A 25,374-nucleotide genomic window follows, 5' to 3' on the forward strand; every position below is an offset into this window, starting at 1 on the left:
GTCCTCCGGAGCCTCAGGAGGGGCTCGCTCCGGGCGAGGGAGCGTGCTGGGCCTGGTACGCGTTGAAGTCGTCGACGTTCTTCTTGTGCTGTTGCTCACTGTCCGTGAAACGGGTGTCCCCGGGCTGCACGGTGACGAAGTAGAGCCAGTCCCCCTGCGCCGGATTCAGCACGGCGTCCAGCGCGTCGTGCCCGGGGCTGTCGATCGGCGTCGGCGGCAGTCCGGGGTGCTGGTAGGTGTTGAACGGCGAGTCGAGCTTGGTGTCGGTCACCGTGGTGTGCAGCGTCGTGCGGCCGAGGGCGTAGTTGATGGTCGAGTCGAGCTGCAGCGGCATCCCCTTGCCCAGCCGGTTGTAGATCACCCGGGCCACCTTGGCCATGTCGTCGGGGTTGTCCGCCTCACCCTGGACCAGGCTGGCCATCACCAACGCCTGGTAGGAGGTGATCCCGTTGCCGGGCGCGTCGGCGTCCAGCTCGTCGGTGCCGGACTCCACGCCGGACTGCTTGACCATCTGCTGGAGCAGCGACAGCGGCGTGCTGTCGCTGGTGACGCTGTAGGTGGACGGGAAGTAGAGGCCCTCGGGGTTGCCGCCCGCGTAGTCGGGCAGCCCGAGCTCGTCGCGGTGCTGGTCGGCGGCGTACTGCGCGCTGCCCGAGGGGAGCTTCAGGCGCTGGTCGATCGCGGCGTAGATCTGGCTGGCGCGCCAACCCTCGGGCACGGTCAGACCGTTGGCGTTGGCCGGGTTGCCGAGCACGGTGAGCGCGGCGGCCGCGCTCATCTGCCGCTTGAGCGTGTACGTGCCGGGCTGGATCCGCTGCCCGGTGGCCTGGGCGGCGACCGTGGTGAAGGCCTTGGTACTCGCGACCACCTTGTTCTTCACCAGGAGCTGGCCGATCCGGGTGAGGCTGGCGCCCTGCGGGACGGAGATCTCGACCGAGCCGGTGCCGCCGCCCTGGTAGTCGGCCGCCTGCGGTGGGCCCGAGTGGCCGAACATCCGGACGCCGATCAGCAGGACCCCACCGGCCAGCAGGGCCAGCAGCAGCGCGGTGAGGCCGCAGGCGAGGCCCGTCCGGTCCGGGCGCTGGTCGCGGGGGCCCGACGGGGCCGGCGGGCGCTCCTGCGGTCCGGGCTCCAGGGCCGGTGCCCCGAGGTGCCCGGGGGTGAGGCCGGGGGCCGAGTCCTGGTCCATGGGTCGAGAGCCTCCGCGGCTGGGCGCAAACGTCAGGGGGCCCGTCCGGACGCGTCCGGACGGGCCCCCATCTGCAAGCTAGACCAGGCTGATCAGCTGATCGGCTCGACGCTCTCACCAGGTGCGCGTCCGCTCACCCGTTCGGTCTCAAGCGCGCTCTGCAGGATCACCACAGCCGCGGCCTGGTCGATCGCCGACCGGCCCTTCTTGGCCTTGACACCGGCCGCCCGCATCCCCTGAGCTGCGGTGACGGTGGTCATCCGCTCGTCGACCAGCCGGACCGGGACCGGCGCGAGCAGCGCCGCCAGCCGGCCCGCGTAGCCGCGCACCTTCTCCGCGGCCGGGCCCTCCTTGCCGTTCAGCGAGCGCGGCAGGCCGACCACGACCTCGATCGCGTCGTACTCCTCGACGATCGCCTTGAGCCGCGCCTGGGAGCGGCCCCCGGCGGGGACCGTCTCCACGGGCGTGGCGATCAGCCCGTCGGGGTCGCAGGACGCGACCCCGATCCGGGCGTCACCGACGTCGACGGCGATCCGCCGGCCCCTGCGCCAGGGCTTGGGCTCCTCCGTCAGGCTGTGCTCCATCAGGCGGTGCGCTCCGCGACCAGCGAACGGACGGCCTCGACGGCCGCGTCCACGGCGGCCGGGTTTGTGCCGCCGCCCTGGGCCACGTCGTCCTTGCCGCCACCGCCGCCGCCGAGCGCCTTGGCGGCGACCTTGACCAGCTCACCGGCCTTGACGCCGCGGGCGCGGGCGTCCTCGTTGGTGGCGATGACGGTCAGCGGCCGGTCGTTGGCGACCGTGAAGGCGGCAACCACCGCCGGCTTGGAGCCGAGGCGGTTGCGCACGTCCAGGACCAGCTTGCGCAGGTCGTCGGCGCCGGCGCCGTCCGGCACCCGGGCGGCCACCAGGGCCACGCCGTGGATGTCCTGGGCGCTGTCCACCAGTGCGGCAGCCGCGGCCAGCACCTTCTCGGCGCGGAAGCGGTCGATCTCCTTCTCGGCGTCCTTGAGCTTGCCGAGCATGCCGGCGATCTTCTCCGGCAGCTCCTCCGGGCGGCCCTTGACCAGCTCGGTCAGCTGGACCACCACGGTGTGCTCGCGGGCCAGGAACTTGTAGGCGTCCACGCCGACCAGCGCCTCGACGCGGCGCACGCCGGCGCCGATCGAGGACTCGCCGAGCAGCTTCACCAGACCCAGCTGGGCGGTGTTGCCGACGTGCGTGCCACCGCACAGCTCCTTGGAGAAGTCACCGATGGTCACCACTCGGACGGCGTCGCCGTACTTCTCGCCGAACATCGCGATGGCGCCGGCCTTGCGGGCCTGATCCATCGTCATCACCTCGGCGGTGACGTCGAGTTCGCGGGCCAGCACCTCGTTGATCTTCTGCTCGACGTCCACCAGGACCGAGCCGGGCACGGCGGTCGGCGAGCCGAAGTCGAACCGGAAGCGGCCGGGGGCGTTCTCCGAGCCGGCCTGGGCGGCCGTCGGGCCGAGCGCGTCACGCAGCGCCTGGTGGGTCAGGTGGGTGGCGCTGTGGGCGCGCGAGACGGCGCGGCGGCGGTCCAGGTCGAGCTGGGCGTAGGCGTTGGCGCCGAGCACCACCTCGCCGACCAGCACCGAACCCTTGTGCACGATCACGCCGGGCACCGGCTGCTGGACGTCGCGGATCTCGACCACGGCGCCGGAGTCCAGTCGGATCCGGCCGTGGTCGGCGAGCTGGCCGCCGCCCTCGGCGTAGAACGGCGTACGGTCCAGCACCAGTTCGACGTCGTCGCCCTCGTGCGCGGCCGGGGCCGGCACGCCGTCCACCAGCAGGCCGACCACGGTGGCCTCGGCGTGGGTGTCGGTGTAGCCGATGAAGGTGGTGGCGCCGGAGGTGTCGGCCACCACGCGGTAGGCGGAGACGTCGGCGTGGCCGTGCTTCTTGGCACGGGCGTCGGCCTTGGCGGCGTCGCGCTGCTGCTTCATGAGGCGGCGGAAGCCGTCCTCGTCCACCGAGAGGCCCTGCTCGGCGGCGATCTCCAGGGTGAGGTCGATCGGGAAGCCGAAGGTGTCGTGCAGCTGGAAGGCCTTGTCACCGGCGAGCACCGTGGAGCCGCCCGACTTGGTCTCGGCGACCGCGGTGTCCAGGATGAGCGTGCCGCTGCGCAGGGTCTGCAGGAACGACATCTCCTCGGCGACGATCACCGTCTCGATGCGCTTGCGCTCCTCGAAGAGCTCCGGGTACTGCGGGCCCATCGCCTCGATGGTCACGTCGGTCAGCGACTGGGTGACCGGCTCGGTGGCGCCCAGCAGGCGCATGTTGCGGATCGCGCGGCGCAGGATGCGGCGCAGCACGTAGCCACGGCCCTCGTTGCCCGGGGTCACGCCGTCGGCGACCAGCATCACCGAGGTGCGGATGTGGTCCGAGACCACGCGCAGCGAGACGTCGGTCTTCTCGCCGGCGCCGTAGCGGTGGCCGGTCAGCTCGGCGGCCCGGCCCAGGATCATCCGGGTGGTGTCGATCTCGAAGAGGTTGTCGACGCCCTGCAGGATGGTGGCCAGACGCTCCAGGCCGAGACCGGTGTCGATGTTCTTGTTCGGCAGGTCGCCCAGGATCGGGAAGTCGTCCTTGCCGGTGCCGGCGCCACGCTCGTACTGCATGAAGACCAGGTTCCAGATCTCCATGTAACGCTCGCCGTTGACGGCCGGGCCGCCCTCCTCGCCGTAGGCCGGCCCGCGGTCGTAGTTGATCTCCGAGCACGGCCCGCACGGGCCGGGGACGCCCATCGACCAGAAGTTGTCGGCCTTGCCCAGGCGCTGGATCCGCTCGGACGGGACGCCGATCTTCTCCAGCCAGATCTTCTCGGCCTCGTCGTCGTCCTGGTAGACGGTGATCCAGAGCTTCTCCGGGTCCAGGCCGTAGCCACCGTCCTCCACCGACGAGGTCAGCAGCTCCCACGCGTAGCTGATGGCCCCTTCCTTGAAGTAGGCGCCGAAGGAGAAGTTGCCGCACATCTGGAAGAACGTGCCGTGCCGGGTGGTCTTGCCGACCTCTTCGATGTCCGGAGTCCGCACGCACTTCTGCACGCTGGTCGCCGTGCTGAAGGTGGGCTTGACGTCGCCCAGGAAGTACGGCTTGAACGGCACCATGCCGGCGTTGACCAGCAGCAGGGTGGGGTCGTCGGCGACCAGGGACGCCGACGGAACAACGGTGTGGCCGCGGTCCTCGAAGAAGCGCAGCCAGCGGCGGCGAATCTCTGCCGACTCCATTATTGGTCCTTCCGGTTGGGGGTACTGCCCCGGCGCTGTTCGAGCTGACGGGGCGTTGACGCGATGGCTTGGGGGGTCTTGCGCGACGGAGGCAGGGCGGCGCCCGGAGAGCCCGGGGCCGCCGAGATAGCTCGGTCACCGGCGTCGAGGGACCCGGCGTCGAGGGACCCGGCGCCGAGGGACGCGCTCAGGCGCCGGCGCGGCGGGTCCAGCACGGCGGTGCCGTCCAGCCCGAGGTCCGCGCGCAGCTCCTGCTCGCGCTCGGCCATCCCGGCCTTGACGTCCAGGGCGAAGCGCTTGGCGACGTCGCCCAGGTGCAGGGCGCCGCGCGCGGCGGTGCCCGACAGGCTGTCAGGGGTGAGCCGGCGGGCGGCCTCGTTGGCCTTGTTCATGGCCCAGACGGCGGTGCCGGCACCGACCGCCATCCAGAAGACGCGTCGAACCACGGTGCATCAGCCCTTCACGGCTCGCCGGACACGGGCCAGCAGGCCGCCCCGGGGCGCCGTGGCGGCGCGCACCTCGGCCCGGATCAGACGGGTCAACGCGTCGCTCTCGACGCCGGGTTGAGGAAGTGTCAGGCCGCTCTGCTGACGGCCGACGGCCTTGCGGACGCCGTAGCTGAAGGCCGCGACCTTGACCAACGGGCCGCCCAGCGTGGCGGCGACCGTCGAGGAGAGCGCGTTGGCGTTGGCGGCGGCGTCCTGCACGTTGGCGGTGATCTCGTCCACCCGCTCCAGCTGCTCGTGCGCGCTGCGCACGGCGGCGCTCGCGTCGGCCAGCAGCGGCACGGCCTGCTCGGTGACCGAGGAGACCAGCACGGTGGCCTCGCGCAGCACCTTCGAGAGCCGCACCAGGACGACGGCGAGCAGAGTGACCAGGACGGCCCAGCCCACGGCCACGATCAGGCCGGCCAGCTCTCCCACGGACACTTTGCGTGCTCCCTTCACTTCTCCAGAAGGGAACCCTATCGCGCCCGGGCCTCCGCTCCCGACCGGATATCCGCTGGCGGGGCGGCCTGGTCCCGGAAAGCGCCGAACCCCCGCGGCCCGAAGGCAGCGGGGGTTCGGTGTGCCACTACTCGCGGGTCAGCGCGAGTAGTACTCGACGACGAGCTGCTCGTCGCAGATCACGGGGATCTCGCGACGCTGCGGGGCACGGTCCAGACGGAAGGCCAGCGCCTTGAGGTTGACCTCGAGGTACTTCGGGGTCGCGCCCTCGCCCGCGTAGCCACCCTCACGGGCAACCTGGAACGGGACCTTCTCCTTGCTACGGTCACGCACGGTGACAACGTAGCCGGGCTTCAGCTGGAACGAGGGCTTGTTGACCTTGTGGCCGTTGACCTCGATGTGACCGTGCACGACCATCTGGCGGGCCTGGTAGATCGTGCGGGCGATGCCCGAACGCAGGACCAGCGAGTCGAGGCGAACCTCGAGGTCGGCGACGAGAGCGTCACCGGTCTTGCCCTCGGCCTTCTTGGCGCGGTCGAAGGCGCGAGCCATCTGGGTCTCGCTCAGGTCGTACTGAGCGCGCAGACGCTGCTTCTCCATCAGACGGACCTTGTAGTCCGAGTTCTGCTTGCGCCCGCGGCCGTGCTGGCCGGGCGGGTACGGGCGGGCCTCGAAGTACTTGACGGACTTCGGGGTCAGCGGAATGCCCAGGGCACGGGCAATCTTGACCTTGGGGCGCTTCTGGTTCGCCATGAACCAAACCTCTCTTGCATGTGAATACGGCTTCACCAGGTGTTGACGGAGGTCGCCTCTCGCGGTCCGGAGAAAAACCACCCGGGGGTGATCAGCCGCTCTCCGGGGCCGGGCACTATGTGCAAGCACACGAACGGCCCACCGCCCGATGAAGGGAGTGGGCTGCCCGCGACACCGAAACGGTGCGCGACGCTCCTGGTACGACCCTCGAAAAGGGTCATCGGCCGATGCCCCGCTGGTGCGGCCGGTCGGTCGGGTTCTCACCCGCCGCCGTGCCCGGGACCTGGCACTCCGACCGAGTATACCCGCTGGCTACTCGCCCTTCAGCCGGGCCCTGGTCCAGTCCGCGATATCGGCGTAGCGGGCCTCCCCGCCGTGCCGGGTCGGCTGGTAGTAGACCTTGCCGTGCACCGAGTCCGGCGCGTACTGCTGGGCGGCGATGCCGCCGGGCAGGTCGTGCGGGTACTGGTAGCCCTGGCCGTGGCCCAGCTTGCCCGCGCCGCCGTAGTGCGCGTCGCGCAGGTGCGGCGGGACGGCGCCGGCCAGGCCCTGGCGGACGTCGGCGAGCGCGGCGTCGATGGCCAGGTAGGCGGCGTTCGACTTGGGTGCCAGCGCCAGCGCGATGGCGGCCTGGGACAGGATGATCCGGGCCTCCGGGAAGCCGATCAGCGCCACCGCCTGGGCGGCGGCGACCGCGGTGGGCAGCGCGGTCGGGTCGGCCAGGCCGATGTCCTCGCTGGCCGAGATCATCAGGCGGCGGGCGATGAAGCGGGCGTCCTCGCCGGCTTCGATCATCCGCGCCAGGTAGTGCAGCGTCGCGTCGACGTCGCTGCCCCGGATCGACTTGATCAGCGCGCTGGCGACGTCGTAGTGCTGGTCGCCGTCCTTGTCGTAGCGGACGGCCGCCTGGTTGACGGCGGTCTCGGTAGTGGCGAGGGTGATGGTCTGCTCGCCCTTCTCCAGCGCCGCCCCGGCCGCCGCCTCCAGCGTGGTCAGCGCCCGCCGGGCATCCCCGCCGGCGAGGCGGACCAGGTGCTCCTCGGACTCCGCGCTGAGCTCCAGCTGCCCTTCGAGCCCGCGCTCGTCGACCAGGGCGCGGCGCAGCAGGGCGCGGATGTCGTCGTCCGTCAGCGATTCGAGGGTGAGCAGCAGCGAGCGGGAGAGCAGCGGGGAGATCACCGAGAAGTACGGGTTCTCGGTGGTCGCGGCGATCAGGGTGACCCAGCGGTTCTCCACGGCGGGGAGCAGCGAGTCCTGCTGGGCCTTGGAGAAGCGGTGGATCTCGTCGAGGAAGAGCACCGTCTCGCGGCCGCTCATGCCGACCGCGCGGCGGGCACCCTCGATCACCGCCCGCACCTCCTTGACGCCCGCGGTGATCGCCGAGAGCTCGACGAAGCGGCCCTCCACCGCCTGGCTGATCACGTGCGCGAGGGTGGTCTTGCCGGTACCGGGCGGGCCCCAGAGGATCACCGAACTGGTCGCGGCCGGGCCGCGCGAGCCGGAGACCAGCCGGCGCAGCGGCGAGCCCTCCTTGAGCAGCTGCCGCTGGCCGGCCACTTCGTCCAGGGTGCGCGGGCGCATCCGTACGGCCAGCGGGGCCCGGCCGGGCTCCCTGGCCTGGAGGTCCTCGGCGGCGGCGGTGAAGAGGTCCGGTTCGTCCACCCCCGCAGCCTATGCGAGCGGGCCGACAGGCTATTTCCGCTTGCGCTTGCCCTCCAGCCCCGTCGCGTGGTCGGGGACGTACTTCTGCAGGTCGCGCGGCGGGCGCTGGTAGCCCTGGGAGGCCGGGCGGGGCGGCAGGGCCGGCGGGGGCTTGGTGACGTCGCGGTAGGGCACGGTGGAGAGCAGGTGGGCGATCATGTTGATCCGGGCCCGGCGCTTGTCCTCGCTCTCCACCACGTTCCACGGCGAGTCCGGCAGGTCGGTGTGGACGAACATCTCGTCCTTGGCCCGCGAGTAGTCCTCCCAGCGGGTGATCGACTCGGTGTCCATCGGCGACAGCTTCCACTGCCGCATCGGGTCGGCCAGCCGGTCGCGGAACCGGCGCTCCTGCTCGGCGTCGCTGACCGAGAACCAGTACTTGCGCAGCTCGATGCCCGCCTCGATCAGCATCCGCTCGAAGATCGGGCACTGGTGCAGGAACTGCCAGTACTCCTCCGACGTGCAGAAGCCCATCACGTGCTCGACCCCGGCCCGGTTGTACCAGCTGCGGTCGAAGAGCACGATCTCGCCCTTCGCCGGCAGCTGCTCGACATAGCGCTGGAAGTACCACTGCCCACGCTGGCGCTCGGTGGGCGCCGGCAACGCGGCGATCCGGGCCACCCGCGGGTTGAGGAACTCCGTCACCCGTTTGATCGCCCCACCCTTGCCGGCCGCGTCCCGCCCCTCGAAGACCACCACCAGCCGAACGCCCTCGGCCCGTACCCACTCCTGCATCTTGACCAGCTCGTACTGCAGCCGCAGCAGTTCCTTCTCGTACCGCTTCTTGACCAGACGGGGTTGCACGGCGGGCTGGTCGGTCACGGTGGCGCCTCCGGGGACAGGACGGGACAGAGAGTGACAAACTCTCACATCCAGGCCGTCCGATGGATGCACGAAACCCCCGGCCGACGAGTCGACCGGGGGTTTCACGGTGCCTCAGGAGTCCTGCGACTCCGGCTTCGCGTCCTCGCGGACCTTGGGCTTGGCGTCGACGCCGGCCTCGCGGCGCTGGGCCGGGGTGATCGGGGTCGGTGCGCCGGTCAGCGGGTCACCGCCGGTGGACGTCTTCGGGAAGGCGATGACGTCGCGGATGGTGTCGTAGCCGCCGAGCAGCGTGACGATCCGGTCCAGGCCGAAGGCGACACCGCCGTGCGGCGGCGGGCCGTAGTTGAAGGCGTCCAGCAGGAAGCCGAACTGCGAGGCGGCCTCCTCCTCGGAGAGCCCGATCGCGTCGAACGCCCGCTTCTGCACGTCGCGCTGGTGGATACGGATCGATCCGCCGCCCAGCTCGCTGCCGTTGAGCACCAGGTCGTACGCGTTGGAGAGCGCGCTGCCCGGGTCGGTGTCGAAGGTGGCCAGCGACTCGGCGGTCGGGGCGGTGAACGGGTGGTGCACCGCGTGCCAGCCCTGGAACTCGCCCTTGTCGTCCTCGATCGGCTCGAACATCGGGAAGTCGACGACCCAGAGGAAGGCCCACTGCGACTCGTCGATCAGCTCGCAGCGGCGGCCGATCTCCAGGCGGGCGGCGCCGAGCAGCTCCTGCGAGGCGGTCTTCTTGCCGGCCGCGAAGAAGATCGCGTCACCGTTCTTGGCCCCCGCGGCGGCGGCCAGGCCGGCCAGGTGCTCCGCGTTGAGGTTCTTGGCCACCGGGCCGCGCAGCTCGCCGGTCTCGGCGTCGATGACGACGTAGGCCAGACCCCGGGCGCCGCGCGCCTTGGCCCAGTCCTGCCAGGCGTCGAGCTGCTTGCGGGGCTGCGAGGCGCCGCCGGGCATCACGACCGCGCCGACGTAGGGCGCCTGGAAGACCCGGAACTCGGTGCCCTTGAAGTACTCGGTCAGGTCGGTGAGTTCCTGGCCGAAGCGGACGTCCGGCTTGTCGGAGCCGTAGCGGTTCATCGCGTCCGCGTAGGTCATCCGGGGCAGCGGGCTCGGCAGCTGGTAGCCGTGCACGTCGGACCAGATCCGCGAGACGACCTTCTCGCCGAGCGCCAGGATGTCCTCCTGGTCGACGAAGGAGGCCTCGATGTCCAGCTGGGTGAACTCCGGCTGGCGGTCGGCGCGGAAGTCCTCGTCGCGGAAGCAGCGGGCGATCTGGTAGTAGCGCTCCATGCCGGCGACCATCAGCAGCTGCTTGAAGAGCTGCGGGGACTGCGGCAGGGCGTACCAGTGGCCGGGCTGCAGGCGGACCGGGACGAGGAAGTCGCGGGCGCCCTCGGGGGTGGAGCGGGTGAGGTACGGCGTCTCGATGTCGAGGTAGTCGTTCTCCTCCATCACCGTGCGGATGATGTGGTTGACCTTCGAGCGCAGCCGCAGCGCGCGGGCCGGGCCCTCGCGGCGCAGGTCCAGGTAGCGGTAGCGCAGCCGGACCTCCTCGTTGACCGTGCCCGGCTCGTACTCGGCGACCTGGAACGGCAGCGGGGCGGCCTCGGAGAGCACCTCGATGGCGCTGACCACGACCTCGACCTGGCCGGTCGGGATGTCCGGGTTCTCGTTGCCCTCGGGGCGGACCCGGACGTCGCCGGTCACCTTGACGCAGTACTCGGCGCGCAGGCCGTGCACCGACTCCAGGTCGCGGACCACCACCTGCACGGTGCCGGAGGCGTCGCGCAGGTCGATGAAGGCCACGCCGCCGTGGTCGCGGCGGCGGGCCACCCAGCCGGCCAGGGTGATGGTGGTGCCGGCGTGCTCCGCGCGGAGCGTGCCCGCGTCGTGCGTGCGGATCACTGCTGCTTCTCCTTCAGGGTGGTGACAAGTGCGTCGAGGGCGACGGGGATCTGCTCGCCGCTGGTCATGTCCTTCAACTGGACGACGCCGTCGGCGAGATCGCGGTCCCCGGCGACCAGCGCCCAGCGGGCGCCGGAGCGGTCGGCGGACTTCATGGCGTTCTTGATGCCCTTGACGCCGAAGGCGAGGTCGGTGGCGACGCCGGCCCGGCGCAGCTCGACCACCTTGGCGAAGAGCACGTTCTTGGCCTCCTCGCCGAGCGCCACGGCGTAGACCGCGGTGGTGGCGGGCAGGTCGAGGACGATGCCCTCGGCCTCCATCGCGAGGTAGGTGCGGTCCACGCCCAGGCCCCAGCCGACGGACGGCAGCGCCGGGCCGCCGAGCATCTCGGACAGGCCGTCGTACCGGCCGCCGCCGCCGATCGCGGACTGCGCGCCGAGGCCGCCGTGCACGAACTCGAAGGTGGTACGGGTGTAGTAGTCCAGGCCCCGGACCAGCTTGGGGTCGTCGGTGAAGGCCACGCCGGCCGCCGTGAGCAGCTCGCGGACCTGCTCGTCGTAGGCCTTGCAGTCCTCGCACAGGAAGTCGCGCAGCCGGGGCGCGTCGGTCAGCTGGGCCTGCACGGCCTCGCGCTTGTCGTCCAGCACCCGCAGCGGGTTGATCTCGGCGCGCCGGCGGGTGTCCTCGTCCAGGTCCAGGCCGGTGAGGAACTCCTGGAGCGCGGCGCGGTAGACCGGGCGGCACTGCTTGTCGCCGAGGCTGTTGACCAGCAGCGTGTAGTCGCGCAGCCCCAGCGCCCGGAAGCTGTCGTCGGCCAGGATGATCAGCTCGGCGTCCAGCGCCGGGTCCTCCGCGCCGATCGCCTCGGCGCCGACCTGCGAGAACTGCCGGTAGCGGCCGGCCTGCGGGCGCTCGTAGCGGTAGAACGAGCCGGAGTACCAGAGCTTGACGGGCAGGTTGCCGAGCTTGTGCAGGTTGGCCTGAAGGGTCGCGCGGACCACCGAGGCGGTGCCCTCGGGGCGCAGCGCGAGGTCCTCCTTGCCGCGCTTGGTGAGCGAGAACATCTCCTTGGTGACGATGTCGGTGGACTCGCCGACGCCGCGCGAGAAGAGCTTGACGTCCTCGAAGACGGGCGTCTCGATGTAGCCGTAGCCGGCCCGGCGCAGCGGCGCGGACAGCGCCTCGCGGATCGCCAGGAAGGTCGCGGAGCTCGGCGGCAGCAGGTCGTAGGTGCCCTTGGGGGCGGTGAAGGTGTTCAACTTCTCTTCCGTCACATTCCTCGTCGTACCGGCCCGGGGCCGGCCGAAGCCCCCGCCGCTTGCTTGAGGTAGGGGTTGGTGGCGCGCTCGCGGCCGATGGTGGTCTGGGTGCCGTGGCCGGAGAGGACCACGGTGGCGTCGTCGAGGGGCAGGCAGACCCGGGCCAGCGAACGCATGATCGCGTCATGGCTGCCGCCCGGGAGGTCCGTGCGCCCGATGGAGCCGGCGAAGAGCAGGTCGCCCGAGAACAGCACCGGCGGAAGGTCCGGCTGCTGCGGCGTCCTGAAGGTCACCGACCCCTTGGTATGGCCGGGGGCATGGTCGACGGTGAGGCTGAGGCCGGCCAGCTCCAGCACGCTGCCGTCGGTCAGCTCGCGCACGTCGGACGGCTCGCCGACGGTGATCTCGCCCATCAGCTGCTGCCCCAGGGAGCGGCCCAGCGCCTTCTCGGGGTCGGCCATCATGTAGCGGTCGTCGGGGTGGATCCAGGCCGGGATGTCCCGGGCCCCGCAGACCGGCACCACCGAGGCGACGTGGTCGATGTGCCCGTGCGTGAGGACCACCGCGACCGGCTTCAACCGGTGCTCGCGCACCAGGTCCTCCACCCCGCGGGTGGCCTGGTGGCCCGGGTCGACGATCACGCACTCCTCGCCGGGGGCCGGCGCGACCAGGTAGCAGTTGGTGCCCCAGGCTCCGGCGGGAAATCCGGCGATGAACACGGCAGTCCTTCGGAGGTGTCGAGGGGCGGGAAGAGTCTTCGGTGCAGCCTACCGGCGGTAAGGCACCGGTTGCGAACCGGATAGGACGTGCCGCCCCACCGGTGAATCGTGACCTCGACCACGGGCTGTTCACCTCGTACTTACAGACGGGGTCCCTACACTTGGCCGCCAGTGGATGCGATGATCCGATCCAGCACCCCGGGAACCGCATCCAGGGACCAGTACCCCTTAGTCCGACACTCCAGAGTCCAGCGCAACAGAGGAGACAACAGCCGGTGGTCAACAGCGAACAGCGGCGGCGCCAGCTCGCCCGCGAGAAGTACGAGCGGCAGCAGCAGAACCGGATCGAGGCCCAGGCCAAGGCCAGGCGCCGCACCAGCATCCTCGGTGCCTCGCTCGCCGTCGTCGTCCTGGCGGGCGGTGGCCTGTGGGCGGGCGGCGCCTTCAAGAGCGACGCCAAGAAGTCGACCACCGCCAACGCCGCGCCCGCCGCGAGCACGCCCGGCAGCAGCGCTCCGGCCGCCCCGGTGTCGGTCAAGGGCTGCACCGCCCCGGCCGCGGGCTCCCCGAACGGCAAGCAGTGGAAGACCGAGCCGGCCATGTCGGTGGACGCCAACGCGAAGTACACCGCGACGCTGGACACCAGCTGCGGCACCGTCACGCTCCAGTTGGACCCCTCCACGGCGCCGCACACCGTCAACTCGTTCGTGTTCCTGTCGGGTGAGAACTACTTCGACCACGTGAAGTGCCACCGCCTGACCACCCAGGGCATCTACGTCCTGCAGTGCGGCGACCCGACCGGCTCCGGCAGCGGCGGTCCCGGCTACCAGTTCGCCGACGAGAACCTGACCGACAAGGCCGTGACCGGCGGCACCTACCCGGCCGGCACCGTCGCGATGGCGAACGCGGGCCCGGGCACCAACGGCAGCCAGTTCTTCCTGGTCTACAAGGACAGCCAGCTGCCCCCGAGTTACACCCCGTTCGGCAAGATCACCGGCGGCCTGGACGTGCTGAACAACATCGCGGCCGGCGGCGTGCAGGGTGGCGGCGGCGACGGCGCCCCGAACGCCAGCGTGGTGCTCAACAAGGTGACGGCTGTCAAGAGCTGAGCGAGGCCGACAACGCCGCGCGAATTGGCCCGGCCGGGATGCGGACAGCACCGGGCCTGGTCCCCTATGTTGCTGTTGTATAGGGTGCCCTGACCCGATCGCCGTCACCCGCGGCAGCACCGACAGACGGGCAGGAACGGCGGGCCCATCGGTCCGCCGCACATTCAACTGTGGACGACGATCCGCACGACAACGGTCGTGGACGGAACGTCATGTGGAGGAGGCGCTGTGAGCAGCGACCCGTGGGGCCGTGTCGACGAGCAGGGGACCGTCTACGTCAGGACCGCCGACGGCGAACGCGTCGTAGGTTCCTGGCAGGCGGGCTCCCCCGAGGAGGCTCTCGCCTACTTCGAGCGCAAGTACCAGGGCCTGGTAGCCGAGATCGGCCTGCTGGAGCACCGGGTCCGTAAGACGGACCTGGCCGCGAAGGACGCCCAGACCGCGCTCGACCACCTGCGCGCGCAGGTGGTCGAGGCACACGCGGTCGGCGACCTGGCCTCGCTCGCCAAGCGCCTCGAGGTGCTCACCGGCGAGATCGAGTCCCGGCAGGTCGAGCGCAAGGCGGCCCGCGCCAAGGCGGCCGACGAGACCCGGGTGGCCAAGGAGGCCCTGGTCGCCGAGGCCGAGCAGCTCGCCGAGTCCACCCAGTGGCGGGAGGCCGGAGACCGGCTGCGCGCGCTGGTGGACACCTGGAAGGGCCTGCCCCGGCTGGACCGCAAGAGCGACGACGAGCTCTGGCACCGGTTCTCGCACGCCCGGTCGGTCTTCTCCAAGCACCGCAAGGCGCACTTCGCGTCGCTGGACGCCGAGCGCGACCAGGCGCGGGCGCTCAAGGAGCGGCTGGTCGCCGAGGCCGAGGCACTGTCCAGCTCCACCGAGTGGGGCGACACCGCGGCGGCCTACCGCGACCTGATGGCGCAGTGGAAGTCGGCGGGCCGCGCGCAGCGGGACGCCGAGGACGAGCTGTGGGCGAAGTTCCGCGGCGCGCAGGACGTCTTCTTCCAGGCGCGCTCGGCGGTCTTCACCGAGCGCGACGCCGAGCAGGGCGAGAACCAGAAGCTGAAGGAGGCCCTGCTCGTCGAGGCCGAGGCGATCCTGCCGATCAGCGACCTGAAGGCCGCCAAGGCGGCCCTGCGGGAGGTGAACGAGCGCTGGGAGGCGATCGGGCACGTGCCGCGCGACGCCCGGCCGAAGCTGGACGCCCGGCTGAACACCGTCGAGCGGGCCATCCGCGAGGCGGAGGAGGCCGAGTGGCAGCGCTCCAACCCGGAGGCCAAGGCCCGTGCGGCCGGCATGACCGGGCTGCTGCAGAGCGCCGTGGACAAGCTGCGCGCCGAGGCCGACAAGGCCCGTGCGGCGGGCAACGAGTCCAAGGCCGCGAAGCTGGAGAAGGAGCTGGCGGGCCGTCAGGAGCTGCTCGACCAGGCTCTGAAGAGCCTGCAGGAGTTCAGCGGCTGACAGCCGGCTGACAGCCGAGAGGGGCCCACCGCCAACGGCGGTGGGCCCCTCTCGCGTCCGCGCTACTTCTTGGCCGAGGTCACCCGGTAGACGTCGTAGACGCCCTCGACGCCGCGCACCGCCTTGAGCACGTGGCCCAGGTGCTTGGGGTCGCCCATCTCGAAGGTGAAGCGGCTCATCGCGACCCTGTCGCGCGAGGTCTGCACCGCCGCCGAGAGGATGTTGACGTGCTGATCGGAGAGCACCCGGGTGACGTCCGAGAGCAGTCGCGCCCGGTCCAACGCCTCGACCTGGATGGCCACCAGGAAGACCGAGGACTGGGTCGCCGCCCACTCGACCTCGATCATCCGCTCGGGCTGCTGGGTCAACGAGTCCACGTTGACGCAGTCCGCGCGGTGCACCGAGACGCCGTTGCCGCGCGTCACGAAGCCGACGATCGGGTCCCCCGGCACGGGCGTGCAGCACCGCGAGAGCTTGACCCAGACGTCGTCGACGCCCTTGACGATGATCCCGGGGTCGCCCTTGGCCCGCCGCCGGCGCGCCGCCCGGCCGTCGCCGCCGGTGGGCGTCGCGGTGTCGGCGAGGTCGTCGTTGGCGCTCTCCTCGCCGCCGAGCGCCTGTACCAGCTTCTGGACGATGTTCTGCGCGGCGACGTGGCCCTCGCCGATCGCGGCGTAGAGCGAGGAGATGTCGGGGTAGCGCATCTCGTGCGCCAGCGTCACCAGCGAGTCACCGGTGAGGATCCGCTGGATCGGCAGACCCTGCTTGCGCATCGCGCGGGCGATGGACTCCTTGCCCTGCTCGATCGCCTCCTCGCGGCGCTCCTTGGAGAACCAGGCCTTGATCTTGTTGCGGGCCCGGGGTGACTTGACGAAGCCCAGCCAGTCCCGGGACGGCCCGGCGCCCTCCGCCTTGGAGGTGAAGACCTCCACCAGGTCGCCGTTCTCCAACGTCGACTCCAGCGGCACCAGGCGCCCGTTGACCCGGGCTCCTATGCAGCGGTACCCGACCTCGGTGTGCACCGCGAAGGCGAAGTCCACCGGGGTGGAGCTGGCCGGCAGCGCTATCACGTCGCCCTTGGGCGTGAAGACGAAGACCTCGTTGTTGGAGAGGTCGAAGCGCAACGACTCCAGGAACTCGCTCGGGTCCTCGGTCTCCTTCTGCCAGTCGAGCAGCTGGCGCAGCCAAGCCATCTCGTTGACCGCGCCGGCCTTGTCGTCCTTGCGGACCTGCGACGGCGTGTCGGTGCGGACCTTGGAGGTGCCGGCCACCGCGCGCTGCTTGTACTTCCAGTGCGCGGCGATGCCGTACTCGGCGCGGCGGTGCATGTCGAAGGTGCGGATCTGCAGCTCGACGGGCTTGCCGCCGGGGCCGATCACCGTGGTGTGCAGCGACTGGTACATGTTGAACTTGGGCATCGCGATGTAGTCCTTGAACCGGCCGGGGACCGGGTTCCACCGCGCGTGGATGGTGCCGAGCGCCGCGTAGCAGTCGCGGACGGTGTCGACCAGGACCCGGATGCCCACCAGGTCGTAGATCTCCGCGAAGTCGCGGCCTCGGACGATCATCTTCTGGTAGACCGAGTAGTAGTGCTTCGGCCGGCCCGTCACCGACGCCGAGATCCGGGCGCCGCGCAGGTCGCCCTGGACCTGGTCGATCACGGTCGCCAGGTACTCGTCCCGCTTGGGGGCGCGCTCGGCGACCAGCCGGACGATCTCGTCGTACATCTTGGGGTAGAGGATGGCGAAGGCCAGGTCCTCCAGCTCCCACTTGATGGTGTTCATGCCCAGCCGGTGCGCCAGCGGGGCGTAGATCTCCAGCGTCTCGCGGGCCTTCTTCTCCTGCTTCTCCCGCTTGAGGTAGCGCATGGTGCGCATGTTGTGCAGCCGGTCGGCGAGCTTGATCACCAGGACCCGCGGGTCCTTGGCCATCGCGACGACCATCTTGCGCACCGTCTCGGCCTGGGCGGCCTCGCCGAACTTGACCTTGTCCAGCTTGGTGACGCCGTCCACCAGCAGGGCGACCGAGTCGCCGAAGTCCTGGCGCAGGGTCTCCAGGCCGTAGTCGGTGTCCTCGACGGTGTCGTGCAGCAGCCCGGCCATCAGGGTGGCCGCGTCCATCCCCAGCTCGGCGAGGATGGTCGCCACCGCCAGCGGGTGGGTGATGTAGGGGTCACCGCTCTTGCGCTTCTGGCCGCGGTGCCACTTCTCGGCGACGGCGTAGGCCCGCTCGATGTCACGCAGCAGGGCCGGGTCGGCCTTCGGGTCGCCGGCCCGGATGGTGCGGAAGAGCGGTTCGAGCACGGGGTTGAGCAGCGTGCTGCGCTGGCCGCCGAAGCGGGCGAGGCGGGCCCGCATGCCTCCTCCGCCGGAGGAGGTGATGGACCGGACGGCGGGCACCGCCGTCCGGGAGGCGCCGGACGGGACCGTGGCCGGACGCGCCGGGCTGGCCCCCGAGGGCTCGGGCTGACTGCTGGGGGCGCCGGACTCGGCCGTGGGCACTACCTCGTCGGGCAAGGACACTCCTCGGAACGCACCGGATGAACCTTCATGGTACCGAGCGTGAAGCATCGGCGTTCCGCCGCCCGGCGGCTGACATGCCGAGAGCGGTGATCGCAGATGCGATCACCGCTCTCGTTGTGGATCAGTGTCCCGATCGTCAGACCGTGATGAGCGTCTCCAGCGGAGCCCCGCCCAGGTGGGCGGAGAGCCGCTCGCGGCCGTCCAGGAAGCCGAGCTCCATCAGCACGACGACCCCGACCAGCTCCGCCCCCGTGCGCTGGACCAGGTCCAGTGAGGCGGCGATGGTGCCGCCGGTGGCCAGCACGTCGTCGACCACCAGCACCCGCTCACCCGGCGCGAAGGCGTCGCACTGCACCTCGAGGGTGGCCGACCCGTACTCCAGGTCGTACGACTGCGCGAACACCTCGCCGGGCAGCTTGCCCTTCTTGCGGATCGGCACGAAGCCGAGCCCGGCCGCGAAGGCCGCCGGAGCCGCCAGCACGAAGCCGCGCGCCTCCAGGCCCACCACCTTGGTCGCCCCCAGCGCCTTCGCCCGGTCCGCCAGCGCCTGGGTGAGGGCCGCGAAGGCCTCGGCGTCGGCGAGCAGCGGCGCGATGTCCTTGAACAGCACGCCGGGCTTCGGGTAGTCGGGGACGTCCCGGATCCTGCTGGTGAGCAGGTCGGCCAGGGCGGTGTCAGGGGTGTTCACAGATGTCCTTCGGGTGGGGTTCAGCGCTTGCCGGAGGGCCGGCCCTTGCCGCGGGCGCGGCTGACGGGCTGGTTCCGCTGACCGACCATACCGGCCGCCAGAGCGTCGTCCTCGTCATCCCCGCCCTCGGACGGGGCGGCGTCCTGGGGCGCCTCGGCCGCGGCCTTGGCGTCCGCGGCGCGCCGCAGGGCAACCCGCTTGGCGAGTGCCTTCATCTCCGGCTGCTGCTCCTTGAGCTGCGCGAGCAGCGGGGTGGCGACGCAGATGGAGGAGTAGGCACCGGCCGAGAGGCCGATGAAGAGGGCGAGCGAGATGTCGTTCAGCGTGCCGGCGCCGAGCAGGCCGCCACCGATGAAGAGCAGCGCGGCCACCGGCAGCAGGGCGACCACGGTGGTGTTCACGGAACGCACCAGGGTCTGGTTGAGGCCCGCGTTGGCGGCCTCGCTGTAGGTGAGCTTGTTCTGCTTCTCCAGGTTCTTGGTGTTCTCCTTCACGGTGTCGAAGACGACGACCGTGTCGTAGAGCGAGTACCCGAGGATGGTGAGGAAGCCGATCACCGTACCGGGGCTGACCTCGAAGCCCACCAGGGCGTAGACGCCGATGGTGATCAGGAGGTCGTGGATGAGGGCGACCAGGGCGGCCACCGCCATCCGCCACTCGAAGGCGATCGCCAGGTAGACGGTGACCAGCACCATGAAGATCACCAGGCCCAGCAGGGCCTTCTGGGAGATCTCGTGGCCCCAGCTGGGGCCGACCACCTGGGTGTTGACGCTGGACGCCGGGACGTCCAGGTCGCTGGAGAGCTTGTTGACGAAGGTCGAGGAGTCGACCTTCTCCGTCGAGCTGACCTGGATCCGGATCTGGCCGTTGCCGGTGGCCTGGACGAGCGCGGTGTTGTCACCGGTGATCTTGTTCGAGACGTCCTGCGCCTGCGAGACCGAGAGCCCGGGCTTGGAGACGGTGTAGACCGCGCCGCCCTTGAACTCGATGCTCAGGTGCAGGCCGATCACGGTCAGACCGAGCAGCGCCACACCCGCGATGACCGCGGAGATGCTGTACCAGAGCTTGCGCCGACCGACGAAGTCGAAGCTGATCTCGCCCTGGTAGAGGCGGTGGCCGAGGTTGCCGAAGCGTGACATGGCGTCAGGCCTCCTTCACGGCAGACGTGGTGGCGGGCCGGCGGCGAGTGCTGCGGACCGGCGGGCGGGCGCCCAGACGCTTCGGGTCCAGACCGGACCACGGGTGACCACTGGCGAAGAACTTCTTGCGGGCCAGCAGCGTGATCAACGGCTTGGTGAAGAGGAAGATCACCACGACGTCGAGCAGGGTGGTCAGGCCGAGGGTGAAGGCGAAGCCCTGCACCTTGCCGACCGAGACCACGTAGAGCACGCCGGCACAGAGGAAGGAGACGAAGTCGGACACCAGGATGGTGCGCCGGGCGCGCGGCCAGGCGCGCTGGACGGCCGGGCGCAGCTGGGCGCCCTCGCGGACCTCGTCGCGGATGCGCTCGAAGTACACGATGAAGGAGTCCGCCGTGATACCGATCGCCACGATCGCGCCACAGACCGCCGGGAGGTTCAGCGCGAAGCCGATCCCCGCGCCGAGCAGGCACATGATCGAGTAGGTCAGGACCGCCGAGACCGCCAGGCCCGCGATGGAGACCAGGCCCAGACCGCGGTAGTAGATCAGCGAGTAGAGCACCACGAGCAGCAGGCCGATCGCACCGGCGATCAGACCGGCGTGCAGCTGGTCGCCACCGAGCTGCGGGGTGACCGTGGTCACGTCGCTCTGCACGAAGCTGAGCGGCAGGGCGCCGAAGCTGAGCACGTTGGCGAGGCCGGTGGCCTCGTCCTGGGTGAAGCTGCCGGAGATCACCGAGTTGCCGCCGACGATCGACTGGCTGACGTACGGGTGCGAGATGACCTGGCCGTCCAGCACGATGGCGAACTGGTTCATCGGCGACTGCTGGGTGGCGAGCTGGCCGGTGGTGGTGGCGAAGGCCTTGCTGCCGGCGCCGTTGAAGCCCAGCTGGACCTCCCAGCCGGCACCGTTCTGGGTGTCGAAGCCGGCCTGCGCCTTGGAGACGTCCTTGCCGTTGACCGCGACCGGGCCGAGCGCGAGCTTGGTCCAGGCGCCCTGCTCCTTGTCACGGGTGCAGGCGACGGAGTCCTTGGTCGGGTCCGTCTGGTAGTCCTTCGACCGCTGCTTGATGTCCGAGCAGTCCAGGGCGGTGAACTGCTGCTGCAGGTCGGCGGGGACGGTGCCCTGGGTGAGCGCGGCCGAGATCTCGGCGGGGCTCGTCGGCTGCGGGGCAGCGGGGGCGCTAGGCATGCCGCTGGGAGCGGCGGCAGCACCGCTGGCCGGGGCGGACGGAGCCGCCGCGCCCGGGGTGCCGCTCGGGTCGGCGGCCTTGAGGCCGTCGGAGAGCGCGCGGCCCGCGGTGGAGGCGCCGGCACTCGGGGTGGCGGCCGCGCCGGCACTGGTCGACGGCTGGGCCGAGGCCGCGCCGGCGCTCGCGCTGGCACTGGCGCTCGGCTTGGCACTGGCACTGCCACTGGCAGCGGCGCTGGGGCTGCTGGTCGCGGGAGGAGCGGTCACACCGGTGGGCGCGGTCGCCAGCACCGGGCGGAAGTACAGCTGGGCAGTCGTCCCGACCTGCTTGGCCTCGTCCTGCGAGGCGCCGTTCTTCGGGATGTTGACGATGATGTTGTTGCTGCCCTGGGTCTGCACCTCCGCCTCGGAGACGCCGTACCCGTTGACTCGCTGCTGGATGATCCCGACCGCGGTGTTCATATTGGCCTGGTTGATCGCGGCCTTGTCCTTGGAGTCGGCCGTCAGCGTGATGCTGGTGCCGCCTGCAAGGTCGATCCCGAGGCGAGGCGTCGTGTGGCCCGTCCCGAACATGAGGGCGACCAGACCGACGGTGACCACCAGGATGAGGGCCAGCGCCCGTCCCGGGTAACCGTCGCGCGGACGCGACTTGGGTGCTGCCACCTTGCTCGTTTCTCCCTGTCCCATGCCGCAGGCTGCGCGCCGCCCGGCCCGTTGGGGCAGGCGGCAGCGCTAACCGCGGACAACCGTGAGGTGCTGCAGACCGTCCGTACTACTTCGCGGCAGGCGTGTCGCCAGTGCCCTTGTCGAGACTGACCGACTCCTCCGCCGGCGTCTCGTCCTCCAGGACCTCGTCATCGAGATCGACCGACTCGTCCACCTCGGGACGACCGTTGATGATCTCGTCGTATTCCTGCTCGTCGATCACCGCGGCGATGGCGCTCTTGGAGAAGTGCGTGACCACGCCCGGCGCGATCTCCAGCTCCACGGTGGAGTCGTTGACCGACTTGACCAGCGCGTACATCCCACCGATGGTGCGCACCGCCGAGCCGGCCGCCATCGAGGACTGCATGGACGACGCCTGCTGCTGCCGCTTCTTCTGCGACCTGAACATCAGAAAAATGGCGGCAACGGGGAGGAGAAGAATGAGGAGATTCACAGCAGACAGCGTCCTTTACGGGCCACCCGGCGGGTGGCCTGTGGAGATGGTCGCCCGTCAGGTGAGACGGGACGGTCCGGCGAAGTCTAGGAGAGCTTCTCTGATCGGACAACGCCAAGCATCGCATCCTGCCACCAAAGGTGGCGAGTCCCTGGCATGGTCACTCTGAACCAGTGCCCGGAAAGACGTTCCACGAGGTCACTCGCCGCCCGGCCGGGCGGCGCCGCCCTGACCGAACAGCTCCTGCTGGGCCGGGAGCGGTCCGCGGCCGGCGGCCGGCTGGAGCGGCGGGACCAGACCCATGTGCTGCCAGGCGGCCGCGGTGGCGATCCGGCCGCGCGGGGTACGGGCGAGCAGTCCCTCGCGGACCAGGAACGGCTCGGCGACCTCCTCGACCGTCTCGGACTCCTCCCCCACCGCGACGGCCAGCGTGGACAGGCCCACCGGGCCGCCGCCGAACAGCTTCAGCAGGGCGGTCAGCACCGCGCGGTCCAGCCGGTCCAGGCCGCGCTCGTCCACCTCGTAGACCTTCAGGGCCTGGGCGGCGATCTCCCTGGTGACCACGCCGTCGTGCCTGACCTGCGCGTAGTCGCGAACCCGGCGCAGCAGCCGGTTGGCGATCCGGGGCGTGCCGCGCGAGCGGCCGGCGATCTCGGCGGCGCCTATCGGGTCGATCTCGACGTCCAGCAGGGCGGCCGAGCGGTGCACCACCCGCTCCAGCTCGGCCGGCGCGTAGAACTCCATGTGGCCGGTGAAGCCGAAGCGGTCGCGCAGCGGCGGCGGCAGCAGGCCGGCCCGGGTGGTCGCGCCGACCAGGGTGAACGGCGGCAGCTCCAGCGGGATCGCGGTGGCGCCGGGTCCCTTGCCGACGATCACGTCGACCCGGAAGTCCTCCATCGCCATGTAGAGCATCTCCTCGGCGGGCCGCGACATCCGGTGGATCTCGTCGAGGAAGAGCACCTCGCCCTCGCTCAGCGAGGAGAGGATCGCCGCGAGGTCGCCGGCGTGCTGGATGGCCGGCCCGGAGGTGATCCGGATCGGGGCGTTCAGCTCGGCCGCGATGATCATCGACAGGGTGGTCTTGCCCAGCCCGGGCGGGCCGCTGAGCAGCACGTGGTCCGGCGAGGCGCCGCGCTGGCGGGCGGCCTGCAGGACGACGGAGAGCTGCTCACGGACCCGTTCCTGACCGATGAACTCGTCCAGCAGCTTGGGCCGCAGCGCCGCCTCGACCGCCTGGTCCTCGCCGTCGGCGGCGGACGCCACCACACGGTCGACCGGGAACCGGTCGGCGGGGTCGGAGTCGTACGGGCTCATCAGGGCGGGCTCCAAGTCGACATGGTGACGAATCGTCAGCGTACGGGACGCCGACAGCGGTTCAGCGCTGGCGGTTGAGGCTGCGCAGGGCGGCCTTCAGCAGGGCGCCGACGTCGGTGACCGCCTGCGCCTCGGCCTCGGGGGTGACGGCAGCGACGGCGTCGTCCGCCTCGCGCGGAGCGTAGCCGAGGCCGACCAGCGCCGCGTGCAGCTGGTCGCTCCACGGCGCGGGGCCGGTCGCCAGCGGCTTCTGCGCGGGGACGCTGCCGTGCGGGGCGCCGAGCTTGTCCTTGTACTCGAGGAGCAGCTTGGCCGCCTTGGCCTTGCCGATCCCGGGCACCTGGATCAGCGCGCGCTCGTCGCCGCCGGCGATCGCCACGCGCAGCGCGTCCGGGCTGTGCACGCCGAGCATGGCCTGGGCCAGGCGCGGTCCGACGCCGGGCGCCGCCTGGAGGATCTCGAAGGTGGCCCGCTCGTCGTCGTCCGCGAAGCCGAAGAGGGTCAGCGAGTCCTCACGGACCACCAGCGAGGTGGCCAGCCGGGCGGGCTCGCCCACGCGCAGCGCGGCCAGCGTGGTCGGGGTGCACTGCAGCGCCAGGCCGACGCCGCCGACCTCGACGACGGCGCCGGCGTGGCCGATGGACGCCACCGGGCCCTGAACAAAGGCGATCACGGAAGGTACTCCTTGCGGGGGGCGAGCCGGGGGGCGGCGGAGCGCGGGACGGCGGTGCGGGTGGCGGCGGTGCGGGTGGTGGTGGGACGGGCGGCCGCCGCGCCGGTGCGGGCCAGCGCGGCCGCGATCCGGTCGGTGGCCGCGCCGCGCCAGATGTGACAGATGGCCAGCGCCAGCGCGTCGGCGGCGTCGGCGGGCTTGGGCGGCGCGTCCAGCCGCAGGAGCCTGGTCACCATCGCGGTGACCTGGGCCTTGTCGGCCCGTCCCGAGCCGGAGACGGCCGCCTTGACCTCGCTGGGGGTGTGCAGGAAGACGGGAATGCCGCGCCGCGCCGCGCACAGCATCGCGACGGCACTGGCCTGCGCGGTGCCCATCACGGTACGGACGTTGTGCTGGGCGAAGACCCGCTCGATGGCGATGACGTCGGGCCGGTGGGTGTCGATCCACTCCTCCAGGCCCGTCTCGATCGCCAGCAGGCGCAGCGGAACGTCCTCCTCGGCGGGGGTGCGGACCACGCCGACGGCGACCATCGTCAGCGGGCGGCCCGGCGCGCCGTCCACCACACCGACGCCGCATCTGGTCAAACCCGGGTCCACGCCCAGTACCCGCACGTCACAAGCCCTTCGTCGGTGATGCCGACTCGAAGGGTATCGGCAGGGTCCGACAACGCCGACGACGCGCCGACGACGAGACCGGCCCGGTGATCCACGAGGGACCACCGGGCCGGGCCGGACGACGGAGCGGATGCCTACTCGGCGTCGAGCTGCGCGCCGACCTCGTCGGAGATGTCGAAGTTGGCGAAGACGTTCTGCACGTCGTCACTGTCCTCCAGCGCGTCGATCAGCTTGAAGATCTTGCGGGCGCCCTCGACGTCCAGCTCGACCTGGAGGTTCGGCACGAAGTTGGCGTCGGCGGAGTCGTAGTCGATCCCGGCGTCCACCAGCGCGGTGCGCACAGCGACCATGTCGGTCGGCGCGGAGATCACCTCGAAGCTGTCACCGAGGTCGTTGACCTCCTCGGCGCCGGCCTCCAGGACGACGTCGAGCACCTTCTCCTCGTCGACCCCGTCCGCCTTGGCGACGACGACCACGCCCTTGCGGTTGAACATGTACGAGACCGAGCCCGGGTCGGCCATGTTGCCGCCGTTGCGGGTCATCGCGACGCGCACGTCGGAGGCGGCGCGGTTGCGGTTGTCGGTGAGGCACTCGATGAGCACCGCGACACCGTTCGGGCCGTAGCCCTCGTACATGATCGTCGAGTAGTCGGCCCCGCCGGCCTCGGCGCCGTCTCCGCGCTTGACGGCGCGGTTGATGTTGTCGATCGGGACCGAGCTCTTCTTGGCCTTCTGGATGGCGTCGTAGAGCGTCGGGTTACCGGTCGGGTCGCTGCCGCCGGTACGCGCCGCCACCTCGATGTTCTTGATCATCTTGGCGAAGAGCTTGCCGCGCTTGGCGTCGATCACGGCTTTCTTGTGCTTGGTGGTAGCCCACTTAGAGTGGCCGGACATCACCAGCTCCTTTACGTCGCCAAAGGGAAATGAACAGGAGAGATCTTACCGGTGTCGCCCGAGGCGGC

Annotated in this window: 22 protein-coding genes; 2 read left to right on the forward strand and 20 right to left on the reverse strand. The window is 70.9% G+C overall.

The window, feature by feature from the left end; all coding sequences use genetic code 11:
- Nucleotides 1-13: 13 nt before the first annotated feature.
- From mltG to BS80_RS10530, 11 genes are all read right to left on the reverse strand, one after another.
- The gene (gene mltG, locus BS80_RS37595; protein WP_051966444.1) at nt 14-1,189 is read right to left on the reverse strand and encodes an endolytic transglycosylase MltG; all 1,176 of its coding nucleotides are present in this window, start codon (nt 1,187-1,189) and stop codon (nt 14-16) included.
- Between the two features lie 92 nt (nt 1,190-1,281).
- Nucleotides 1,282-1,773, reverse strand: a complete 492-nt coding sequence (ruvX, locus tag BS80_RS10485) for a Holliday junction resolvase RuvX (protein ID WP_051966445.1) — start codon at nt 1,771-1,773, stop codon at nt 1,282-1,284.
- Nucleotides 1,773-4,442, reverse strand: a complete 2,670-nt coding sequence (gene alaS / locus BS80_RS10490; RefSeq protein WP_035795819.1) for an alanine--tRNA ligase — start codon at nt 4,440-4,442, stop codon at nt 1,773-1,775. Before alaS ends, ruvX begins: the two co-directional genes overlap by 1 nt.
- On the reverse strand, nt 4,442-4,888 hold the full coding sequence (locus BS80_RS37600; RefSeq protein WP_157536142.1) for a DUF6167 family protein: 447 nt from the start codon (nt 4,886-4,888) through the stop codon (nt 4,442-4,444). Before BS80_RS37600 ends, alaS begins: the two co-directional genes overlap by 1 nt.
- Nucleotides 4,889-4,894: 6 nt before the next feature.
- Entirely contained in the window at nt 4,895-5,371 is a 477-nt protein-coding gene (locus BS80_RS10500) for a DUF948 domain-containing protein (protein WP_035795821.1), read from the reverse strand.
- A gap of 156 nt (nt 5,372-5,527) precedes the next feature.
- The gene (rpsD, locus tag BS80_RS10505) at nt 5,528-6,142 is read right to left on the reverse strand and encodes a 30S ribosomal protein S4 (RefSeq protein WP_035795824.1); all 615 of its coding nucleotides are present in this window, start codon (nt 6,140-6,142) and stop codon (nt 5,528-5,530) included.
- A gap of 312 nt (nt 6,143-6,454) precedes the next feature.
- Complete coding sequence (locus tag BS80_RS10510) at nt 6,455-7,804, reverse strand: replication-associated recombination protein A (protein ID WP_035795825.1); 1,350 nt, start codon at nt 7,802-7,804, stop codon at nt 6,455-6,457.
- Between the two features lie 30 nt (nt 7,805-7,834).
- Nucleotides 7,835-8,665, reverse strand: coding sequence for a polyphosphate kinase 2 (gene ppk2, locus BS80_RS10515; RefSeq protein WP_198045484.1), 831 nt, complete (start codon nt 8,663-8,665; stop codon nt 7,835-7,837).
- 114 nt (nt 8,666-8,779) lie between these two features.
- The gene (gene aspS, locus BS80_RS10520; RefSeq protein WP_035795828.1) at nt 8,780-10,567 is read right to left on the reverse strand and encodes an aspartate--tRNA ligase; all 1,788 of its coding nucleotides are present in this window, start codon (nt 10,565-10,567) and stop codon (nt 8,780-8,782) included.
- Complete coding sequence (gene hisS, locus BS80_RS10525) at nt 10,564-11,826, reverse strand: histidine--tRNA ligase (RefSeq protein WP_035797224.1); 1,263 nt, start codon at nt 11,824-11,826, stop codon at nt 10,564-10,566. The genes aspS and hisS overlap by 4 nt, the downstream gene beginning before the upstream one ends.
- 11 nt (nt 11,827-11,837) lie before the next feature.
- Complete coding sequence (locus BS80_RS10530; RefSeq protein ID WP_035795831.1) at nt 11,838-12,545, reverse strand: MBL fold metallo-hydrolase; 708 nt, start codon at nt 12,543-12,545, stop codon at nt 11,838-11,840.
- Between the two features lie 275 nt (nt 12,546-12,820).
- Here BS80_RS10530 and BS80_RS10535 point away from each other — a divergent pair, with 275 nt between their 5' ends.
- Entirely contained in the window at nt 12,821-13,654 is an 834-nt protein-coding gene (locus tag BS80_RS10535) for a peptidylprolyl isomerase (protein ID WP_035795834.1), read from the forward strand.
- A gap of 228 nt (nt 13,655-13,882) precedes the next feature.
- The gene (locus tag BS80_RS10540) at nt 13,883-15,112 is read left to right on the forward strand and encodes a DUF349 domain-containing protein (protein ID WP_035795837.1); all 1,230 of its coding nucleotides are present in this window, start codon (nt 13,883-13,885) and stop codon (nt 15,110-15,112) included.
- Nucleotides 15,113-15,174: 62 nt separating this feature from the next.
- Here BS80_RS10540 and BS80_RS10545 read toward each other — a convergent pair whose 3' ends face one another.
- The 9 genes from BS80_RS10545 to BS80_RS10585 form a co-directional block, all read right to left on the reverse strand.
- A complete protein-coding gene (locus tag BS80_RS10545) occupies nt 15,175-17,682 on the reverse strand; it encodes a RelA/SpoT family protein (RefSeq protein WP_198045485.1) in 2,508 nt (835 codons plus the stop codon).
- A gap of 88 nt (nt 17,683-17,770) precedes the next feature.
- The gene (locus tag BS80_RS10550; RefSeq protein ID WP_035795842.1) at nt 17,771-18,322 is read right to left on the reverse strand and encodes an adenine phosphoribosyltransferase; all 552 of its coding nucleotides are present in this window, start codon (nt 18,320-18,322) and stop codon (nt 17,771-17,773) included.
- A 20-nt stretch (nt 18,323-18,342) separates the two neighbouring features.
- Nucleotides 18,343-19,461 (reverse strand): protein translocase subunit SecF, encoded by a 1,119-nt coding sequence (secF, locus tag BS80_RS10555; protein ID WP_035795845.1) that lies wholly within the window; start codon nt 19,459-19,461, stop codon nt 18,343-18,345.
- A 4-nt stretch (nt 19,462-19,465) separates the two neighbouring features.
- Entirely contained in the window at nt 19,466-21,316 is a 1,851-nt protein-coding gene (secD, locus tag BS80_RS10560; protein ID WP_035795848.1) for a protein translocase subunit SecD, read from the reverse strand.
- Nucleotides 21,317-21,425: 109 nt separating this feature from the next.
- Nucleotides 21,426-21,812 carry a preprotein translocase subunit YajC gene (gene yajC / locus BS80_RS10565; RefSeq protein WP_051966448.1) on the reverse strand — a complete coding sequence of 129 codons (387 nt, stop codon included), beginning with the start codon at nt 21,810-21,812 and terminating at the stop codon, nt 21,426-21,428.
- A 198-nt stretch (nt 21,813-22,010) separates the two neighbouring features.
- Nucleotides 22,011-23,126, reverse strand: coding sequence for a Holliday junction branch migration DNA helicase RuvB (gene ruvB, locus BS80_RS10570; protein WP_035795851.1), 1,116 nt, complete (start codon nt 23,124-23,126; stop codon nt 22,011-22,013).
- A 61-nt stretch (nt 23,127-23,187) separates the two neighbouring features.
- Entirely contained in the window at nt 23,188-23,799 is a 612-nt protein-coding gene (ruvA, locus tag BS80_RS10575; RefSeq protein ID WP_035795855.1) for a Holliday junction branch migration protein RuvA, read from the reverse strand.
- Entirely contained in the window at nt 23,796-24,410 is a 615-nt protein-coding gene (gene ruvC / locus BS80_RS10580) for a crossover junction endodeoxyribonuclease RuvC (protein ID WP_051966449.1), read from the reverse strand. The genes ruvA and ruvC overlap by 4 nt, the downstream gene beginning before the upstream one ends.
- Before the next feature lie 137 nt (nt 24,411-24,547).
- Nucleotides 24,548-25,306: a YebC/PmpR family DNA-binding transcriptional regulator gene (locus tag BS80_RS10585; RefSeq protein WP_035795857.1), complete on the reverse strand. Its 759-nt coding sequence runs from the start codon at nt 25,304-25,306 to the stop codon at nt 24,548-24,550.
- Between the last annotated feature and the right edge of the window lie 68 nt (nt 25,307-25,374).

This window comes from Kitasatospora mediocidica KCTC 9733, assembly GCF_000744225.1.
Lineage (GTDB): Bacteria > Actinomycetota > Actinomycetes > Streptomycetales > Streptomycetaceae > Kitasatospora > Kitasatospora mediocidica.

Excerpts from the sequence above, each read along its gene's own strand:
- mltG (WP_051966444.1), bottom strand. The coding sequence starts at position 1,189 with ATGGACCAGGACTCGGCCCCCGGCCTCACCCCCGGGCACCTCGGGGCA.
- secF (WP_035795845.1), bottom strand. The coding sequence starts at position 19,461 with ATGTCACGCTTCGGCAACCTCGGCCACCGCCTCTACCAGGGCGAGATC.
- alaS (WP_035795819.1), bottom strand. The coding sequence starts at position 4,442 with ATGGAGTCGGCAGAGATTCGCCGCCGCTGGCTGCGCTTCTTCGAGGAC.
- ruvX (WP_051966445.1), bottom strand. The coding sequence starts at position 1,773 with ATGGAGCACAGCCTGACGGAGGAGCCCAAGCCCTGGCGCAGGGGCCGG.
- BS80_RS10585 (WP_035795857.1), bottom strand. The coding sequence starts at position 25,306 with ATGTCCGGCCACTCTAAGTGGGCTACCACCAAGCACAAGAAAGCCGTG.
- ruvB (WP_035795851.1), bottom strand. The coding sequence starts at position 23,126 with ATGAGCCCGTACGACTCCGACCCCGCCGACCGGTTCCCGGTCGACCGT.
- BS80_RS10545 (WP_198045485.1), bottom strand. The coding sequence starts at position 17,682 with ATGCTTCACGCTCGGTACCATGAAGGTTCATCCGGTGCGTTCCGAGGA.
- rpsD (WP_035795824.1), bottom strand. The coding sequence starts at position 6,142 with ATGGCGAACCAGAAGCGCCCCAAGGTCAAGATTGCCCGTGCCCTGGGC.